Genomic DNA, 19876 nt, shown 5'->3' with positions numbered 1-19876 from the left:
CGAACAGCCAAACAGGCAAAAAAAAAGCCCGCTTCCAGGAAGCGGGCTGAATCTATTTCCTTGGAGGAGAATAGAGGAGACAGGAAGGATGATGCTGCAATGCCGCAAATTAGTCCAATTTATATTTCTAATGACTGCCATCAAGATTATTGATGAGTCAACCTATCAAGAGAAGTCGTGGCGCGCATGCGACGCTGACGCAGAGGGAATCGTGCGCTCTTGGTGCGTGACAGAAAATGTTCTAGGATGGCAACTATGTTAAAACCTTCCCAGCTTGCCTGCGCATGTGCGGCACTGTTTTTGCTGCACGCAGGCGGCGGGCACGCGGCCAGCCATGCCGAGCTCGCCAGCCAGAGGGAAGCGCAGCTTGCCGATTTCTCCCTCGAGCAGCTGTCCGATATCGTCGTGACTTCGGTCTCGCGCCAGCAGGGACGCCTGAGCAGCGCGCCGGCCTCGGTCTACGTCATCAGCGGCGCCGACATTGCCCGTTCCGGCGCCACCAGCATTCCGGAAGCCTTGCGCCTGGCGCCCAACCTGCAGGTGGCGCTGGCCAATGCCCAGGAATACGCAATCACCGCGCGCGGCTTCTCCTCGCAGCTGGCCAACAAACTGCTGGTGCTGGTCGACGGCCGCAGCGTATATTCGCCGCTGTTCTCCGGCGTGTTCTGGGAAGCCCTCGACGTGGCGCTGCCGGACGTCGAACGGATCGAAGTGATCAGCGGCCCGGGCGGCACCATCTGGGGCACCAACGCGGTCAACGGCGTCATCAACATCATCACCCGCAGCGCCGCCGATACGCAAGCTGGGCTGGCGGTAGTCCATGCCGGCAATCGCTATGCCGGCGTGACGGTACGCCAGGGCAAGCGCCTGGCGAACGGCGCTTTTGTGCGCGCCTACGGCAAACGTGACGAGACCGGCGCCGCGCCGGGCGAGGCCGGGGAGGGCGGCGGCGTCGGCCGGCGCCAGGCCGGTTTCCGGCTCGACTGGGAAGGCGCCGACCAGACCCTGAGCCTGAGCGGCGACCTGCATGCGGGCGCGCTGCGCGCATCGGGCAATGAAACGCGCACCGACTTCTCGGGCGCCAACCTGGTGGCGCGCTTCGATGCCCGCCTGGCGGGAGAGGCCGGGCTGCGCCTGCAGGCCTGGATCGACCAGGGCCGGCGCGCGCAGGCCGGGGCCGGCAAGCATGCGCTCGACACGGTCGACATCGAGGCCCAGTACGCCACGCGGCTGGGCGGGCGCCATGCGCTGACCTGGGGCGGCGGCTACCGCCACCAGCGCGACCGTTTCGAGAACGGCCCGATCCTGCAATTCTCTCCGACCCGGCGCACCTTGGCCTGGAGCAACCTGTTCGCCCAGGACGAGTTCGACATCACCCCGGCGCTGCGCGCGACGGCCGGCCTGCGCCTGGAGGAGAATAGCTATACCGGCATGGAAGTGCTGCCGAACCTGCGCCTGGCCTGGGACCACGCGCCGGGCGCGATGCTGTGGGCGGCGGCCTCGCGCACAGTGCGCGCCCCCAGCCGCATCGACCGCGACCTGAGGCTGGTCGACCCGGCCTCGAACGGCGCGCGCTACCTGATAGCGGGCGGGCCGGACATGCAGGCCGAGACCGCGCGCGTGCTGGAACTGGGCTACCGCGCCCAGCCGGTGCCCGCGCTGTCGTACGCGGCAACGCTGTTCTACAGCCATTATGACCGCCTGCGCACGCTGGAACTGCAGCCCGGCGGCGCGGTATTCCGCAACCTCGGCCACGGCCGCGCACGCGGACTGGAGCTGTGGGCCAGCTGGCAGGTGATGCGCGGCTGGCGCCTGGCCGCCGGGGCGGTGTTGCAGGATATCGACACCGGCGTGCAGGCTGCGAGTACCGACGCTTCGGCCAGGGCCGGCCTGGCGACCAACGACCCGCGCAGCTACTGGCAGCTGCGCTCGTCCCACGATTTTAGCGGTGGCCTGAGCGGCGACTTGATGCTGCGGCGCGTCGCGCGCCTGCCGCAGCCGGCCGTGCCGGGCTATCATGAACTCGACGCCCGGCTCGCGTGGCAGGCACGCCCCGGCGTCGAACTGGCCCTCACGGGCCGTAACCTGTTGCATGCCCGTCATCCCGAATTCGGGGCGGCGGGCATGCGCCAACTGGCCGAACGCAGTGTGTTCGCCAGCGCTTCGCTGCGTTTCTGAAGGCCCATGACAAGAATGAAGACACACCCTCCCGACCAATCGCGACGCCTGGCCTGCAGGGCGCTCGCATTGCCGCTGCTGCTGGCGGCGGCGGGATCCGCGCCACCTGCCGCCGCCGACGCCGGCGGCGCCCAGGCGCTCGAGCGCCGCGTCAAGGCGGCGTTCCTGTACAAGTTCCTCGGCTATGCGGAATTCCCGCCGCAGGCCTTCGCCGACCCGGCCGGTCCCTTGACGATCGCGGTGATCGGCTCGGACGACATGGCGGCCGAACTGGCGCGCATCGCCGCCGGCCGCGCGATTGCGGGGCGTCCGATTTCCGTGCGGCCGCTGCGCGAGCACGAACCGGTGCCGGCGGTGCACCTGCTGTTCGTGGCCGGCAGCGACGGCGAACGGGCCGCGCGCGTGCTGCGCGGCGCGCCCGCCGCCTACCTCACCGTGACCGAATGCGACGGCGGCCTGCGCTATGGCAGCGTCATCAACTTCCGCATCGTCGACGAGCGCGTGCGCTTCGACGTCTCGCTGGATGCCGCCGAAAAGAAGAACGTGAAACTCAGTTCGCGCCTGCTGACGGTCGCGAACCGGGTCCAGAAGGGAGGTGCGTGATGGCCATGCACGATACCGGCTCCGTCCGCAGCAAACTGATCCTGATGGCGGTGGCGACCACCATCGTCGCCCTGTTGTCCGCCGCCGTCGCCATGCTGGTGGTGGACGTGCGCACCGCCCAGCGTGTCTGGGTCGACGACCTCACCACCCAGGCCGATTTCGTGGCCGAAGTGGCCGCCCCGGCGGTCTCCTTCAACGATACCGCCGCCGCCACGCGCAGCCTGTCGGTGCTGCGGGTGCGCCCGCAGATCGTGGCCGGCGCCATCTTCACCAACAGCGGACAGCGCTTCGCCACCTATGCCAAGGCCGGTTCCGAGACATCCTTGCCGGCGCGTCCGGAGGCCGCCGGCCACCGCTTCGAGCAGGGCGAACTGGTGGTGTTCCGCCCGATCGTCGAGAACGGCGAGCCGCTCGGCACGGTCTATCTGCGCTCGCGCTACGGCCTGCTCGACCGCGTCCTCAGTTACGGCGCCATCCTCGGCGGCGTGATGCTGGGCGCGCTCGTGATCGCGGCCCTGGTGGCCTCGCGCCTGCAGGCCTCGATCACCCGGCCGCTGGAGGCGGTGACCAACGTCGCGCGCCAGGTGATGCTGCGGCGCGACTTCACCCTGCGCGTGCCGGGCAAGGAAAAGGGCGAGATCGGGGTGCTGGTCGAAGCCTTCAACGACATGCTGGCCGAGATCGGGCGCCGTTCCGATGCGCTGCAGGCGGCCAACCGCACGCTCGAACACGAGATGACGGTGCGCGAGCGTGCCGAGCAGGCCCTGATCGTGGCCGACCGCAGGAAAGACGAATTCCTGGCGACCCTGGCGCACGAACTGCGCAATCCGCTGGCGCCGATCCGCACGGGTCTCGACATCCTGCGCATCCGCAGCGGCGACGCCCAGGCGACCCAGCGCGCCACCGACATCATGGAACGCCAGCTGCGCCAGATGGTGCGCCTGGTGGACGACCTGCTGGACGTCTCGCGCATCAACACCGGCAAGTTCACCATCAAGATGGGCCGGGTGGAGCTGAAAGCCGTGGTGAACGACGCCCTGGAAGTGGTGCGCTCCTATATAGAACTGCACGGCCACGAACTGGAAATCGACCTGCCGGACCGCCCGGTGTTCCTGCACGGCGACGCCACCCGCCTGGCGCAGGTGCTGTCCAACCTCCTGAACAACGCCGCCAAGTACACCAACCGCGGCGGCAGCGTGACCCTGCGGGCCGGCGTCGAGGACCGCACCCTGGTGCTGGAAGTGGCCGATACCGGCATCGGCCTGGCGCCGGATATGCTCGATTCCGTATTCGAGATGTTCGTTCAGGTCGATTCCACGCTGGAACGCAGCAACGCCGGCCTGGGTGTCGGCCTGTCGCTGGCGCGCAAGCTGGTCGAACTGCATGGCGGCACCATCGAGGCCAAGTCCGAAGGCCTGGGCCACGGCAGCACTTTCGTGGTGCGCCTGCCGATCGTGGTCGATCCGGAGCCGATCGCCAAGCCGACCCCGGCCGCCTTCATCAGTACCGAGACCTACCGCATCCTTCTGGCGGACGATAACGTCGACTTCGTCAACAGCATCGGTGCGCTGCTCACGGCCATGGGCCACAGCGTGGTGATCACCCATAACGGTCCGGACGCGCTGGCCGCGGCGGCGCGCTTCTGCCCGGACTATGCCTTCCTGGACATCGGGCTGCCCCACATGTCGGGCTACGACCTGGCGCGCGGGATCCGCAAGCTGGCCTGCGGCCCGATGACGGTGCTGATCGCCGTGACCGGCTGGGGCCAGGAGAAGGACCGCCAGCTCGCCTTCGAGGCAGGTTTCGACCATCACATGGTCAAGCCGGTGCGCTTCGAGCAGATCGAGGAGATCCTGGGCAACCGCAGCATCATCAAGAAGCTGCGCACCTGAGAGAAGGGGCGGCTGCCCCTTGATCACGCCGCCGCGCACAGCGGCGACGGACGAAAAAAAGGACGGAAGCGCTTGCGCGCTTCCGTCCATCGCTATGCCAGGCTGATTATCAGGCCTGCTTTGCCTTGCGGCGGCGTGCCAGGAAGCCCAGGACACCCAGACCGCCCAGCATCATGCCGTAGGTTTCCGGTTCCGGAACCGGAGCCAGCATCACGGCGCCGCCGAACGAGGCGCCGGCGTCCGACACCAGGTTGCCGCTGACGCGCAGGTAGTAGTCACCCGCTGCCAGGTTATTGGCGGTGATGCTCCAGACATCGATCGCACCGCTCTGCAGCGAGGTGCCGTTGGTGATCAGGGTGTCGTCTTCGCCATACAGAGCCAGACCGGTGATGTCCAGGCCCACGTCGGCGGTACGGCTGATCGACGAGATGATCGCATCGAGGTTCATGCCCATGTCACCATCAATGGTGAAGGTGAAACGGTCAGCGAAGGTGTTACCTTCGTTGTCGGCTTCGAAGGTGTCGCCAAAGAAGGCGCTGTTGTCGATCAGGTTGAGCTCCTGAGGGGAGTTGCCGACGACGGTTTGGGCCATTACAGCCGACGAACCAAACGAAGCGGAAGCCAACACAATTGCAGCAATCAGAGATTTTTTCATTTCTTTCCTCGCATTAGAATCAGCCGCGTCCTGCAGCCTGGGTTTCAAGTATCGGGGAACTTCATGCTATCAAAACGATAAAAAAAAGCACGCGGAAGCGTGATTGAACGGTCAACTTGCACCTTGCATTCCAAGAATCAACAAATTGCCAATAGGCTATGCTAGAGCGCTTTACGCCATAGGAGAACTCGTCCAAGAGACGTTAATGAGTAGAAAATTATGATTGGGTTGCTGAAAATGTGTCAGCCCAGTCCTACGAAAAGAGGAGGGTGTTTCCGGCGCAGAGCCCCTGCGATTTCAGCCCGGTTTAATGAATGAAGCGTAGAAGTTGATGCGATTTAGGTCTTTTTGCTGAGTTAGCCCAAGCGTGGATCGGGCCCGAGGCTGGCGTGTGAGGATGCTCCGGCGGCGAATGCGCCTACCGATGCAGGAAAATGCGAGGAGAGGGGAGCGGAAAAGAAAAATGGCCCAGAATCGCTTCTGGGCCATTTAAAAAAAGTTGGTGCGGCTGGCAGGAATCGAACCCACGACCCCTTGGTTCGTAGCCAAGTACTCTATCCAGCTGAGCTACAGCCGCCCGAGGCACGCATTATAGCAGCACCGCCGGATTTCGCAAACCCCCTATGGCGCAAGCTCAGGGAGGCGCCGAAAGCAGATCCAGTGGAACCGTCCAAGACCCCGCCGTTCGCGAAACACCGGAGGCATGAAGCAGGGCTGGCGCCGGACCGGGATGAAAGCGCCTCGCAAGATGCCAGGCGACAGCGCACACAGTTCCAGCGCGCTTCATTGCCCGCAAGTGGACGCAAAAGAACGCAGATACAACGAAAAAAGGGACCAGAATTTTCATTCTGGTCCCTCGTATTCTGGTGCGGCTGGCAGGAATCGAACCCACGACCCCTTGGTTCGTAGCCAAGTACTCTATCCAGCTGAGCTACAGCCGCCCGATGCACGCATTATAGCAGGGGATCGCGACTTGGCAAAGGCTCATTAGCATCTTGCAAAACCTGAGGTGTTGGCATCTCTGTCGCGAACCAATGACAGCAGGTGGGCGCGCTGCCGGAAACGAAAAGGCGCTGTCATCACCAGGTGTGGAAAAGGCCGATTGCCCTCTAGTGGCTGGACTACGGTAGGGAAATGCTCGACTCGCGCAGCGTACGGGCGGCGGCGAAACTGATCGGCGTGCATCGCAACACCAGCTTTCGCTGGCGCCATCGCTTCCTCGACGGTGTGCGCCAAGACCAGCCCGAGCGCCTCGCTGGCATCGCCGAGGCGGATGAGATGTACCTGCTCGAATCTCAAAAGGGATCGCGCCAGCTGGAGCGGCCGGCGCGCAAGCGCGGCGGCGTGGCGCGTCCTTGGCGTAGTAGGCGGCGAAAGCCGTCAGACTTCATCGTCCCTCCTGGTCATTTAACCCAGGTTGGACATCCGTGCAGCTCAACAGTTCAATTTCTACACGTAGTAGTGACAGCGCCAACGAAAAAAGGGACCAGAATTTTCATTCTGGTCCCTCGTATTCTGGTGCGGCTGGCAGGAATCGAACCCACGACCCCTTGGTTCGTAGCCAAGTACTCTATCCAGCTGAGCTACAGCCGCCCGATGCACGCATTATAGCAGCGCCTTGATCTTTCCGGAAGTGTCATTTTTTTCCGTAGGCAAACAAGCTCTGGTAGATTAGCCGGGTTGGATCGATTTGGGACACTTATGTTTGCCTTGATGCGGGGACCGCGCCTTGCCCTGGTCGCCCTGTTACTGATGTGGATCTGGGGCGGCTGCGCCCTGGCTGCGCCGCGCAGCCTGCGCTTCGAGCGCCTGTCCATCGAGCACGGCCTGTCGCAGCAATCGGTGTTGACCATCCTACAGGACCGGCGCGGCTTCATGTGGTTCGGCACCCAGGCCGGCCTCAATCGCTTCGACGGCTACCGCGTCACGGTCTACCGCAACAACCCGGACCAGCCAGAGAGCCTTCCCGACAATTATGTACTGGCCTCGTACGAGGACGGCCAGGGCCGCCTGTGGTTCGGCACCAAGGGCGGGCTGGCGCGCTTCGACCAGGCCACCGGCAAGTTCGTGCGCTATCTCGCGTCCGACGACAAGGGCGCGGTCGCCATGAACCCACCGCCAGGCAAGCAGCGCGGCGGCGCCTCCAACGCGGGCGGTGCGTTCTCGGGTAACCGGGCCGTGCTGGCGATCCAGCCGGCACAGGGCGGCCTGTGGCTGGCCACCGGCGACGGCCTGCAGTTCCTCGATACCGCGAGCGGCGCCATGCGCAGCTACCGCCACGACCCCAACGACCCGGCGACGCTGCGCGACAACCGCGTGAACGCGCTGGCGCTGGACGCGCGCGGCGCCCTGTGGATCGGCACCGCGGCCGGCATCGACCGGCTGGCGCCCGGCGCCGACCGCTTCGAGCACTACGACGTCGATACCGAGGACCTGCAGCGCAATACCGTGCTGGCCTTGTCGATGGGGCCGCGCGATACCCTGTGGGTCGGCACCGCGTCGGGCCTGGAAGCCTGGCGCCTGGGCGACGGCGCCTCCTACGCCCAGCCCCAGCGGCGCCGCCTGGGCGGCGAGGAGGGCCTGGGCGAGCTGCGTATCAACGCCCTGTACCACGATGGCGGCGGCACCCTGTGGGTCGGCACCGAACTGGGCGGCCTGAAGTGGCTCGATCCAAGCACCGGCCGTTTCATCAGCTACCGTAACGATCCGACCGACCCGCACACGCTGTCGGACAACCAGGTCAGCTCGATGCTGGTCGACCGCACCGGCACCCTGTGGGCCGGCACCCAGTTCGGCGGCGTCAGCCGCACCGACCTGGCCAGCGGCGGCTTTGCGCGCTATGGCGGCAACGAGGGTTTGGGGCGCGCCAAGGTGCGCGCCGTGGCCGAGGATGGGGCCGGACGGGTGTGGATCGGCACCACCGGCGACGGCCTGATGCGCATGGACCGTCCGGGCGGTCCGATCGAGCGCGCTGGCCAGGGCGGCGAGCCGGGCGAGGTGATCACCGCGCTGGCCTATGCGCGTGAGCGGGTCTGGATCGGCACCCCGACCGGCCTGGCCTGGCGCGACGCCAGCGGTCGCTTCGGCCATACCGCGCTGGGCGGCAGTCCGGGCGCCAGCTATGTCCAGGCGCTGCATGCGGGGCGTTCCGGTACCCTCTGGATCGTCACCCGCGGCGGCCTGGCCGCGCTCGCGCCGGGGCAGGATACCGTGCGCACCTGGCGCCACGACGCCTCCGATCCCGCCAGCCTGGGCGAGAACTACGGCTTCACCGCGCTCGAAGACCGCCAGGGCATCGTCTGGATCGGCACCGAGACCGGCCTCGAACGCTACGACCCGGCGACCGGCCGCTTCACCCATTACCGCCACGACCCGGCCAACCCCAACGGACTGCGCCACAGTCGCATCTACCACCTGATGGAATCGACGCGCGGCGACCTGTGGGTCGGCACGGCCGGCGGCCTGCACCGCATGCAGCAGGGGAAGGACGGCGTGCGCTTCCGCTTCTATCCCTTCAGTGGCGGCCCGGAAGCCCTGCCGATTGGCGCCACCATCGAGGACGCGCACGGCTACGTGTGGGCCAGTACCACCACCGGCATCACCCGCGTCGAGCCGGGAAGCGGCGCGACCAAGAGCTATACCGCGAAGGACGGCCTGGTGGACGGCTCCTACTTCGTGGGCGCGGCCATGCGCGGCAGCGACGGCCAGTTCTACTTCGGCGGCGTGAACGGCCTGACCTCGTTCATGCCGGATGCAGTGCGCGACAATCCGTATGCGCCGGAAGTCGTGATCACCGACTTCCTGGTGCTGAACCGCTCGCGCGCGGCGCCCAATTTCCACGAGCAGTCTGCCTTGAGCCTGTCCTACCGCGACTCCGTGTTCGCACTGGAATTCGCCGCGCTGCACTACGCCGACCCGGACGGCAACCGCTACGCCTACCAGCTGGAAGGCTTCGACCAGGGCTGGGTCGACACCGACGCACGGCGCCGCTACGCCAGCTACACCAACCTCGATCCCGGCACCTATGTGTTCCGGGTGCGCGCCAGTAACAAGGATGGCGTCTGGAGTACCAGGCCCGCCACGCTCACGATCACCATCACGCCGCCGTTCTGGAAGACCTGGTGGTTCCGCACGCTCGCGGTGCTGGCCACCCTGACCCTGTTCACCGTCGGCTACCGGCTGCGCATCCGCGCGCTGGTGGCGCAGAAGGTGATGCTGGAGCACGAGGTCGGAGTCCGCACCACCGAGCTGCGGCGCCAGAAGGATTCGGCCGAGCGCCGCAAGCAGGAGGTCGAGGAACAGAAAGAGGTGGTGGAGCAGGCGCACCGCAACATCGCGCTGCTGTCGGACATCGGGCGCGCCCTGACCGCCAACCTGGAGCTGGAAGCGATCATGCGCGCGCTCTACGAAAACGTGCATGCGCTGATGGACGCGACCCTGTTCGCGGTGGTGCTGCGCCACCCCGAGCGCGGCACGCTGGAATATGCCTATGCGGTGGTCGACGGCGAGCGGCGCGAGGCCTTCGAGCTGCCGGAAGACGCCGACCGCGAACTGGCCGCCTGGGCCATGGTGCGCGGACGCGAGGTACTGGCGGGCGACCTGCCGCACGAACTGCCCGAGTACCTGCCGGCGCTGCCGCCTGAAGGGGCGCTTGAGCTGGCGCTGCCCTGCGCCTGGCGCGCCGGACTGAGCCCGCGCTCGCTGCTGCTGGTGCCGGTGATGGTCGGCGAGCGGGTGCTGGGCGCACTGACGGTGCAGAGCCCGGCCGCGCGCGCCTATGGCCAGGTCCACCTTGACATGCTGGAGACCCTGGCGGCCTATGTCGGCGTCGCGATCGACAACGCCAGCGCCTACCACCAGCTGAAGGAAACCCAGGCCCAGCTCGCGGCCCAGGAAAAACTCGCCTCGCTCGGTTCGCTGGTAGCGGGCGTCGCCCACGAACTGAACACCCCGATCGGCAACAGCCTGCTGATGGCCAGCACCCTGCAGGAACAGACCAGCGACATCGCCGCCCGTTTCGACAGCGCGACCCTGCGCCGCTCCGACCTGGCCGACTACGTCTCCTCGTCGCGCGAGGCGGCCGGCCTGATCATGCGCAGCCTGCACAATGCGGCGGAGCTGGTGAACAGCTTCCGCCAGGTCTCGGTCGACCAGGCCAGCGCCCAGCGCCGCCGCTTCGAGCTGGCCCAGGCCTGCCAGGAGATCGCGGCCACCCTGATGAACAAGGTGCGCCTGGCCGGGCACCGGCTCGAGCTCGACGTGCCACCCGGGATCGTATTGGACAGTTTCCCCGGTCCGTTGGGCCAGGTCGTGATCAACTTCGTCAACAACGCGCTGCTGCACGCCTTCGACAAGCCGGGCGGCAGCATGGTGCTGGCCGCCACGTTGCTGGACGGCGCCAGCGTGCGCATCGAATTCCGCGACGACGGCCGCGGCATCCCGCTGGAACACCAGACGCGCATTTTCGACCCCTTCTTCACCACGCGCATGGGGCAGGGCGGCACCGGCCTGGGACTGAACATCAGCTGGAACATCGTCACCACCCTGCTGGGCGGATCGGTGCGGGTCGAAAGCAGTCCAGGGCAGGGCGCGGCCTTCATCCTGGAGCTGCCGCTGCACGCGCCGGACCCGCAGGCCGGGCAGGGCGAAACGCCGGCGGCGGCCGAAATGGGCAAGTAAGGTCTAGACGAGGTTCTTCGGCTGCCCGGCGGCCCAGGCCTCGATGTTATCGACCAGCATGTCGGCCAGGGTCTGCATGGCCCCGCCGCTGGCCCAGGCCACGTGCGGCGTCAGGATGAAGTTCGGCAGCCGCAGGCGCAGCAGTGGGTTGCCCGGATCGGGCGGCTCCTTGCTCAGGACGTCGAAACCGGCGCCGCCGATGGTCCCGCCGAGCAGGACCTCGGCCAGCGCGGCCTCGTCCACCAGCCCGCCGCGCGCGGTATTGATCAGGAGGGCGTGCCTCTTCATGAGGCCGAGCTCGCGCGCGCCGATCAGGTGGCGCGTCTGTTCGTTCAGCGGCAGGTGCAGGCTGACCACATCGGAGCTGGCGAGCAATTCGTCCAGCGGCAGCTGCAGCACGTCCGCCTCGTTCAGCGGCGCGCGCGCGGTGGCCGCGATTTCCATGCCGAAGGCGCGCCCCAGCTGCGCCACCTTGCGCCCCAGCGCGCCGTAGCCGACGATGCCGAGGCGGCTGCCGGCCAGGTCGCCGATCGGGTGGTCCAGCAGGCAGAAGCGGGTCGACCGTTCCCAGCGGCCGGCCGCAACGTCGTCCATGTAGGCGGCCAGGTTGCGGCGCAGCGCCAGCAGCAGCGCGAAGCAGTGCTCCGGCACCGAGACCAGGGAATAGTTGCGGATGTTCGCGACCGCGATCCTGCGCGCCCGGCAGGCGGCGAGGTCGACATTGTCGGTGCCGGTGGCGGCGATCGCCACCATCTTCAAATCGGGCAGGCGCTCGATGGCGGCGGCGCGCAGCGGCACCTTGTTGGTGATCGCAACCGTGGCGCCCGCGAGGCGCGCAACGACCTCGTCTTCTTGCGTGCCGGGGTAGTCCTGCCAGTCATGGGCAAACGCAGGGGAGCGGACCCGGGCCTGCAGGCTGTCGCGGTCGAGGAAGACGATTCGATGCATGGTGCGCTCGCAGCGGGGAAAACCGCATTGTAGCGTTTGGTGCGACAAAGGACAGGGCGAGCCTGTCCTTTGGAATATGGGGGCCTGGGCGGCGTGTTATTTGGTGGCGGTGGCAGTCATCTTGTCCGCCTTGGCATCGGCGTGGTCGGCGGCCTGTTCTGCCTTGGCTTCCGCCTTGTCGGCCTTGGCATCGGCTTTCTTCTCGGCGTGCTTCTTGTCTGCCTTCGCCTTGGTCTTGGCGGCATCCGCCTTCGCTTCGGCGACGTCCTTCTTCGCTTCCGCATTGGCCTTCGCTACCTTGGCATCGGCCTTGGCAACCTGCTTCTCGTGCTTGGCATCTGCCTGGGCGACTTCCTTGGCTGCCTTTGCATCGGCCTTCGTCTCGGTCGCCGGCGTGGTCTGGGCGAACACGGACGTAGCGAACAGGCCGGCAATCAGGGTGGCAACGATCTTGCGCATAATGGCTTTCCTCATTCAGGTTGGTGACCAGGGACCATCCCGTGTCACTGAGGAATCAACGCGAGCCCGAATAGCCGCGTTGACGGTATTTACATTCGCTTACAAGTGGCGCGGGGCCTGTCCAGGGTTCGCTGGCGTACAGTCGGGCCGAGGCGGGCGGGACTAGACTGGCCACTAGCCGATAGCCGGGAGGTGCCACATGCCAGACGCGCTCAAACTCTATAAGGCCAAGCGCAATTTCAACATCACGTCCGAGCCTGCCGAGGGCGGCGATGCCAGCACGGAGGCCTTGACCTTCGTGATCCAGAAGCACTGGGCGACCCGCCTGCATTACGATTTCCGTCTCGAACTCGACGGAACCATGAAGAGCTGGGCCGTGCCCAAGGGGCCCAGCTACGATACCCACGACAAGCGCATGGCCGTGCACGTCGAGGACCACCCGATTTCCTATTCCGATTTCGAAGGCACCATCCCGCCCAAGCAATATGGCGCGGGCAAGGTCATCATTTGGGACAAGGGCACCTGGGAACCGATCGGCGACCCGCACGAGGGCTACCGCAAGGGCAACCTGAAGTTCGAGATCCACGGCCACAAGATGCACGGGCGCTGGGTGCTGATCCGCATGAAAGGGCGCGGCGACGACAAGCAGGAACCCTGGCTCCTGATCAAGGAGAACGATGAACATGCTCGACCCGCCGAGGAGTTCTCGGTGGTCGACGAAATGCCCGACAGCGTCAAGGAGCTGCCCATGCCCAAGCCAGCGCGCCGCAAGGTGGCGGCACTGAAAGCCGAAGCCGAATCGGACGATGCGCGCAAGCCGGCACGCAAGCCGGCCGCCAAAAAATCGGCCGCGAAGCCTGCCGCCAAACCGTCGGCCAAATCCACGCGCAGCGCCAAGGCCGCGGCGCCGGGATTGCCGGACGGTGTCAAGAAGGCCGTCCTCCCCGAGAAATTCAATCCCGAGCTGGCCACGCTGGTGGACGCGCCGCCGCCAGATCCGGAAAACTGGATCTTCGAAGTCAAGTTCGACGGCTACCGCATGCTGGCGCGGGTCGAGGACGGGCAAGTGCGGCTGATCACGCGCAATGCCAACGACTGGACCGAGAAGCTGCAGCCCCTGCAGAAGGAACTCGAGCGCATGAAGCTGCCGGACGGCTGGTACGACGGCGAGATCGTGGTGCACGACGAGAACGGCAAGCCCAACTTCGGCCTGCTGCAGCTGGCCTTCGACGGCGTGCGCACGGCCGACATCGTCTACTTCCTGTTCGACGCCCCCTACTGCAACGGCTACGACCTGCGCGACGTGCCCCTGAGCGAGCGCCGCGCGGCGCTGGAACAGATCCTCAAGAAGTCGAAATCGGACAAGGTGCGTTTCTCGGCCGAATTCGGGACCAACCCCGAGGAGCTGGTGGTGGCCGCCTGCAAGATCGGCCTCGAAGGGGTGATCGGCAAGCGCCGCGATTCGCGCTACGTGGAGCGGCGCTCGCCGGAATGGATCAAGCTCAAGTGCGGCCTGCGCCAGGAATTCGTGATCGGCGGCTTCACCGACCCGAAGGGCTCGCGCAAAGGCGTCGGCTCGCTGCTGCTCGGCACCTACGACCGCGAGGGCGTGCTGCGCTACGCCGGCAACGTCGGTTCCGGCTTCAACCACGCCTCGCTGATGGACATCAGCGAACGCCTGGAAGCGCTGCGCACCGACGAAAGCCCGTTCCCGCCGCGCGCGGTGCCGGGACGCCAGCACCACTGGGTCAAGCCGGTGCTGGTGGCCGAGGTCAGCTTCTCGGAGTGGACGGCGACCGGCTCGGTGCGCCACCCGGTGTTCCAGGGCCTGCGCCAGGACAAGCCGGCCAAGGGCATCACGCGCGAGGAACCGCGCCACATCGAGGACGTGGAAAAGCCGGCGCTGGCGGACGAACCGGTGACGCCGCCGCCCGCCGGCCTGCACCGCAAGCTGCCGGAGACCCTGCGGGTGACCAACCCGGAGCGCGTGGTCGACCCGTCGACCGGCATCACCAAGCTGGACGTGATCCGCTACTACGCCCTGGTGGGCGAGCTGATGATGGAGCATCTCAAGCGCCGTCCGCTGACCCTGGTGCGGGCGCCCAGCGGGATCGGCGCCGAACTGGTGTTCCAGAAGCACGCCGACGTCAAGAAACTGCCGGGGGTGAAGCAGATGGACGCCGCGCTGGACCCGGACAATCCGCCGATGCTGGAGATCGTCGGCGTCGAGGGCATCCTGTCGGTGGCGCAGTGGAATGCGATCGAGCTGCATACCCAGAACGCGGTGGCCAAGAGCTACGAGACGCCGGACCGGATGGTGTTCGACCTCGACCCGGGCGAAGGCGTCGAGTGGCAGCAGATGCAGGAAGCGGCGCAGATCATGCACGCCTTCCTGGATGAACTCGGGCTGCCGAGTTTTCTCAAGACCAGCGGCGGCAAGGGCTTGCACGTGGTGGTGCCGGTCAAGCCGGAATATGGCTGGGACACCGTGAAGTCCTTCTCGCAGGCCATCGTGCGCCACCTGGCGGCGACCTTCCCGGACCGTTTCGCCTTCAAGAGCGGCCCGAAGAACCGGATCGGGAAGATCTTCATCGACTACCTGCGCAACGGCCGCGGCGCCACCACCATCAGCGCCTGGGCGGCGCGGGCAAGACCGGGGATGGGGATTTCGGTGCCGCTCGAGTGGGATGAACTCATGAAGCTCAAGTCGAGCACGCAGTGGACGGTGGCCAACGTCCACACGCGGCTGGACAAGGGGAACGAGCCCTGGTCCGGGTACACCAAGGCGGCCAAGGGTCTGACCCGCGCGATGAAGATCCTGGGCTTCGACGAGTAGGCGGCCTCAGTGCCGATACGCGCCCACGTCAATGCCCTTGGCGGGATCGCGCGGACGGCCTTCGATGTCGACGGGAGGGGCGTAGGTGGCGTTGCCGCGGCCGATCGCCGGCGAACCGGCGCTCGGCCTGAAGTTCGGTTTCGCGGCGCTACGCGAATAGTCGACCAGCAAGGGCTCCGAGCTGATGGTGCCGGTGTGAAGCAGGCGATTGCGCAGCCGCCAGTCATAAGTCCTGTTCTTGTAGACCAGGTTGTTCTTGTAGGTATTGCCGTCGCCGGTACGGCCCTGTTCCGAGATGCCGTACTGGTTGTCGTACACGATATTGTTATGGACGTGGACGTTGTTTGCACCGGTAGAACTGAAGTAGTAGTTGCCGCCGCCGACAATGATCCCGAACGCCGACGCGCTCAGGGTGTTGTTGATGATTTTCAGGTCCTTGGCGTCGTGCCACAGGTGGATCGCCGCCGAGCCGACACGGTAGACGACGTTGTTCTTGATGGTGCCGGAAGTGCTATGATAAATGCCCTGCACGTAGCTGCAGCCGGCCGGGCCGATGTCGTGCACGGTATTGCCGACGACGTCGCCCTTGACGCCCCTGAAGTAGCTATCCACGCCGATGCCGGACCCGCCGGCGCCGTTGCAGGGGATTCCCTGGGCGATGTGGTGCACGTGGTTCCCTTCGATGAGGCTGTAGGAGCCGCCGCTGTAGATACCTCGGGTCCACAACTTTCCTTCACCGCTATTGGAACCGTCGACCTCGAAGCCGATGATGCTGACGTAGTCGCCACGGTTATCCCATGCCGTTTTGCTTTTCGACCTGGCGGGCGGCACGATTCTCGCCCCGTTCGACATCCAGGAAATGCGTGCCTGCGGGCTGCCGTGGGCAGTCGTCTTGATTCCGCCTTCATAGGTGCCAGGGGCAACGTAGACGGTGGTGCCCGGGTGGGTGACGGCGCGAGCGGCACGCGCAAGGGTCAGGAACGGCGCGGCTTCGCTGCCGTCGGCGCTGTCGGCACCGTTCGGCGCGACATGGTAAACGGTGGAGCTTGCTGATGCACAGGCAGTGGCGCTACAGGCCAGGGTGACAAGGCCGACAAGAATCGGTGCGGGGGAGGTGAGTGTTTTCATATGAAAAATCCTTCATTGGAAAATGCTTAGGCTTCAAGGGAAAAATTCCTCTGGATAGTGTTTTTCGAAATTAAAGCACTGCCAAATCAGAGAGTTGCTTAGCAATGTTAATGTGAAAACTTAAGATGACGTGCCCGGCAATCGTAGACGCATTGGGACGCCCGCCCTTTGTTCTGGAACAGATCAGCCTGACGCTTGCTTGAAGTTTGCGCTAGACAATTCGCTGCAGTGCTGGATGGGATGGCACGTGCGGCCTGAGAAGGAAATGTCGGACAAGGGCAGGGCGCCCTTGCCGGAAGCGGAGGCGAACATGCTTGTTCGCCGCGGTCAAGCAATCGTGTTGAGGCCGGGTCGAAACGGTGCAACAGGCACCGTTTCGCAAGCCGCGCTTCAATCCACGTTACGGCCCAGCGCCTTCAAGGAAGCGCGCACACCACGGCCATACGCCGGATCCGCCTTGTCGAACTGGCGCAGCTGGCGCTCCAGAATGTCGGCATCGACCTGGCTCAGCGGACCCGCCAGGTTGTCGCACAGATTCCGGCGCTCCTGTTCGGTCATCAGGCGGAACAGGTTGCCCGCCTGGGTGGTATCGTCTTCCTGGCCGCGGAAGTCGTAGCGGCCGGCGTCGCCCCTGATCGGCAGCTCCCGTTCGCCGTGGCCCATGCCCAGGGCGCCACCTCCCACCGAATCGATGGTCGCGTAGTTGCGCGCCGCCCCGCCGTTGGCGACCGCCATCGCGCCGTCACGCTGCTGGTTGTGGAAGGGGCAGCGCGGGGCGTTCACCGGCAGGTGCTGATGGTTGGTGCCGACCCGGTACAACTGGGCGTCGTGGTAGGCGAACAGGCGTCCCTGCAGCATCTTGTCCGGCGAGTAGCCCAGGCCCGGCACCACGTTGGCGGGCGAGAAAGCGGCCTGCTCGACTTCGGCGTGGTAGTTGTCGGGGTTGCGGTTGAGTTCCAGCACGCCTACCTGGAGCATCGGGAAGTCGCCGTGCGGCCAGACCTTGGTCAGGTCGAACGGGTTCCAGCCGGTGCGCTGCTCCCAGTCGGCCAGCTGCTGCTCGGTCGCCACCTGGACTTTGACGTCCCACTGCGGGAAATCCTGGCGCGCGATCGCCTCGAACAGGTCGCGCTGGGCGTGGTCCGGGTCGGTTCCGGCGATGCGGGTCGCCTCTGCGGCGCTGAGGTTCTTGATGCCCTGGCGCGTCTTGAAGTGCCACTTCACGTAGACGCGCTCACCAAGCTCGTTGATCAGGCTATAGGTGTGGCTGCCGAAACCGTCCATGTGGCGGTAGCCGTCCGGGGTGCCGCGATCCGAGAACAGGATCGTCACCTGGTGCAGGCTTTCCGGCGCCTTGCTCCAGAAGTCGAACATCATGTTGGCCGACTTCAGGTTGGTCTGCGGGTCGCGCTTCTGGGTGTGGATGAAATCCGGGAAATTGATCGGGTCCTTGATGAAGAACACCGGTGTGTTGTTCCCGACCAGGTCCCAGTTGCCTTCTTCCGTATAGAAGCGCAGGGCGAAGCCGCGCGGATCGCGCTCGGTGTCGGCGCTGCCCTTTTCGCCGCCGACGGTGGAAAAGCGCAGGAACACCGGGGTCTGCTTGCCGATCTCCGAGAACAGCTTTGCCTTGGTGAACGGGCGCAGGTCGTGGGTCACGGTGAAGGTGCCGTAGGCGCCGGAGCCCTTGGCGTGCACCACGCGTTCCGGGATGCGCTCGCGATTGAAGTGCTGCAGCTTCTCGATCAGGTGGAAGTCTTGCAGCAGCAGCGGGCCGCGCGGGCCGGCGCTCAGCGAGTTCTGGTTGTCGGCGACAGGAATGCCGGAAGCGGTGGTCAGGCGGGCTTGGCTCATCAGGAATCTCCTCGTTGGTGTTGATAGAGAGATTCTATGGCTCAGCGGAAAATTAATAAATTTGATTAATACGATCGCTTCGATAGGTTTTTATAATCCTGTCTTCGGCGGCGCCGCATGTTCGTCATCGCGCTTGTCGCTGCGCACGGAAGATAGCCGGTCCACTGCAATCAAACCCTCGGCCGCCGCATGGGAGGCGGCGAACACGCTGTCCGGCGACAGGACCAGCTGGGTGCCGGTGGCGCTTACCTCTTCGATCAGGCGGTCGAGGGCGTCAATGCGCGAGGGATCGGGGTTGACGTTACGGATGTAGATCATCTTGACCGCGCCCGGGTGCCGGCGCACCACCTCGGTATAGATCTCCGGGTCTTGCTCTCCGCTGTCGCCGATCAGCACGAACTGCATGTCCGGGTAGAAGTCGAGGATGCGTTCGATCTGCGCGAGCTTGTGGCTGCCGTGCTCGGTAATCTTGAGCATCTGGCGCACGCTCAGTTCGCGCAGCAGCAGGGGGCCGAGCGGGATGCCCTGCAGCTTCAGGAAGTCCACCAGCGGCCCGTACAGGTGCCAGGGGCTGCTCGAAACGTAGAACAGCGGATTGTCTTCGGTCCCGCTGGCGCCGTCGCGCAGCGCGCGGTAGAAGCCGGCCACGCCCTTGAAGGGCTTGCGCGTGTGGTGGTTGGTGCGGGCCAGCATCAAGGCCATGTTCAGCTTGTTGGTGACGTTGGTCCACAGGACGGTGTCGTCGATGTCGCTGATGATGCCGAAGCGCGCCGTCGGCGCCGGGACGACCACCTCGGCCACGGTCCGCAGCGCGTCGCCGCCGGGCCGGTTATCCGGGAATTCCAGCTCCACGCGATGGCGGCCGCCTGCCAGGGGCGTGTCGAGCGCGATGTCGAAGGAAAAATAGCCGCCGTCGTCGGTCCGCGCCTCGTGCGTGCGGCCGCCAAAGTGCGCCAGCACGCGGGCGTCGGCCACTTCGTCGGATTCGAGGCGCTGGTAGAGCGCCACCAGGTTGGCCCAGCCGCTGTCCGCGACGTTCTGTTCGCGGAAGGCGACGTCGTCGAGCAGGCGCCCCTTGAGCCAGATGCGGTGCGCGTTACCGAAGCCGAGATAAGGCACGGCCATCAGCGCCCGTCCACTTTCCGGCGCGCGCAGGCGCCGCAGCACACCGGTGGCGAGCACGCCCGCGGTGCGCGCCAGGCGCTGGCGCAGCGGCGTGGTGGAAACGAGCGGGGCTTCGGCACGCTGGACCTTATCGAGCGCGGTGCTGGACACCGGCGCGCCATGCTCGACCCAGACGCTGCCCAGTTCATTGCGAGTCAGGAGCAGCGCCTGTTGCACTTCCTGCGGCTTGGCCGGGTTGACCGGCGTCGCCATCACATGCACCGCGGCGCCGCTCTCGCGCAGGCGCGCGATGTCCTGTTCCGACAGCAGGCCAGGATTGAGGTAGAGACTGGCCCTGCCGAGGTCGACCCGCCGGGCGATATCGTCGAAACCCGCCCGGGTCAGCACGAGGAAGAGCATGGCGCTCTGTGGCATCTTGGTGTCTCGCTAGTTCCGATGCCTGAAGTATCGCCCGCCAGGCAAATCCCGTTCGCACGCTTCGGGTGCGGGCGCAAGCGGCAGGACAATGGCGGGGCATCC

The 19876-nt window shown here is 65.8% G+C and carries 11 protein-coding genes and 3 tRNA genes; 5 read left to right on the top strand and 9 right to left on the bottom strand.

All coding sequences use genetic code 11. The annotated features are described in order from the left end of the window. Positions 1-300: 300 nt before the first annotated feature. The 3 genes from GV068_RS24480 to GV068_RS24470 are packed head-to-tail and all read left to right on the top strand — an operon-like array spanning position 301 to position 4673. Positions 301-2178 carry a TonB-dependent siderophore receptor gene (locus tag GV068_RS24480; protein WP_229464484.1) on the top strand — a complete coding sequence of 626 codons (1878 nt, stop codon included), beginning with the start codon at positions 301-303 and terminating at the stop codon, positions 2176-2178. Positions 2179-2193: 15 nt separating this feature from the next. Beyond that, complete coding sequence (locus GV068_RS24475; protein ID WP_159704198.1) at positions 2194-2781, top strand: YfiR family protein; 588 nt, start codon at positions 2194-2196, stop codon at positions 2779-2781. Beyond that, positions 2781-4673, top strand: a complete 1893-nt coding sequence (locus tag GV068_RS24470) for an ATP-binding protein (RefSeq protein WP_159704195.1) — start codon at positions 2781-2783, stop codon at positions 4671-4673. The genes GV068_RS24475 and GV068_RS24470 overlap by 1 nt, the downstream gene beginning before the upstream one ends. A 109-nt stretch (positions 4674-4782) precedes the next feature. Here the strand turns inward: GV068_RS24470 and GV068_RS24465 are convergent, their stop codons facing one another. The 4 genes from GV068_RS24465 to GV068_RS24450 form a co-directional block, all read right to left on the bottom strand. After that, entirely contained in the window at positions 4783-5328 is a 546-nt protein-coding gene (locus GV068_RS24465) for an FxDxF family PEP-CTERM protein (protein WP_201303347.1), read from the bottom strand. Positions 5329-5828: 500 nt separating this feature from the next. Then, positions 5829-5905: transfer RNA gene (locus tag GV068_RS24460), tRNA-Arg, on the bottom strand. Between the two features lie 287 nt (positions 5906-6192). Then, positions 6193-6269: transfer RNA gene (locus GV068_RS24455), tRNA-Arg, on the bottom strand. 575 nt (positions 6270-6844) lie between these two features. Then, positions 6845-6921, bottom strand: a tRNA-Arg gene (locus GV068_RS24450). 108 nt (positions 6922-7029) lie between these two features. On the opposite strand from GV068_RS24450, the gene GV068_RS24445 reads away from it, so the two are divergent. Further along, complete coding sequence (locus GV068_RS24445) at positions 7030-11007, top strand: two-component regulator propeller domain-containing protein (RefSeq protein WP_159704189.1); 3978 nt, start codon at positions 7030-7032, stop codon at positions 11005-11007. 3 nt (positions 11008-11010) lie between these two features. Here the strand turns inward: GV068_RS24445 and GV068_RS24440 are convergent, their stop codons facing one another. Together GV068_RS24440 and GV068_RS24435 are read right to left on the bottom strand one after the other, a co-directional pair. Continuing rightward, on the bottom strand, positions 11011-11955 hold the full coding sequence (locus GV068_RS24440; protein WP_159704186.1) for a D-2-hydroxyacid dehydrogenase: 945 nt from the start codon (positions 11953-11955) through the stop codon (positions 11011-11013). Between the two features lie 96 nt (positions 11956-12051). Next, positions 12052-12414: a hypothetical protein gene (locus GV068_RS24435; RefSeq protein ID WP_159704183.1), complete on the bottom strand. Its 363-nt coding sequence runs from the start codon at positions 12412-12414 to the stop codon at positions 12052-12054. Positions 12415-12613: 199 nt separating this feature from the next. Between GV068_RS24435 and ligD the strand changes: the two genes are divergently transcribed. Beyond that, positions 12614-15250: a DNA ligase D gene (gene ligD, locus GV068_RS24430; RefSeq protein WP_159704180.1), complete on the top strand. Its 2637-nt coding sequence runs from the start codon at positions 12614-12616 to the stop codon at positions 15248-15250. Positions 15251-15256: 6 nt separating this feature from the next. Here the strand turns inward: ligD and GV068_RS24425 are convergent, their stop codons facing one another. The 3 genes from GV068_RS24425 to GV068_RS24415 form a co-directional block, all read right to left on the bottom strand. Then, complete coding sequence (locus GV068_RS24425) at positions 15257-16378, bottom strand: right-handed parallel beta-helix repeat-containing protein (RefSeq protein ID WP_159704177.1); 1122 nt, start codon at positions 16376-16378, stop codon at positions 15257-15259. A 390-nt stretch (positions 16379-16768) separates the two neighbouring features. Beyond that, positions 16769-18232, bottom strand: a complete 1464-nt coding sequence (locus GV068_RS24420) for a catalase (protein ID WP_159704174.1) — start codon at positions 18230-18232, stop codon at positions 16769-16771. Positions 18233-18322: 90 nt separating this feature from the next. Then, entirely contained in the window at positions 18323-19756 is a 1434-nt protein-coding gene (locus tag GV068_RS24415; protein ID WP_159704171.1) for an App1 family protein, read from the bottom strand. Between the last annotated feature and the right edge of the window lie 120 nt (positions 19757-19876).

It is taken from the genome of Massilia sp. 9I, from assembly GCF_902506415.1.
Taxonomy (GTDB): Bacteria; Pseudomonadota; Gammaproteobacteria; order Burkholderiales; family Burkholderiaceae_D; genus Telluria.
The sequence above is the reverse complement of the archived record's forward strand: the minus strand, read 5'-3'. Positions and strand labels throughout refer to the sequence as shown.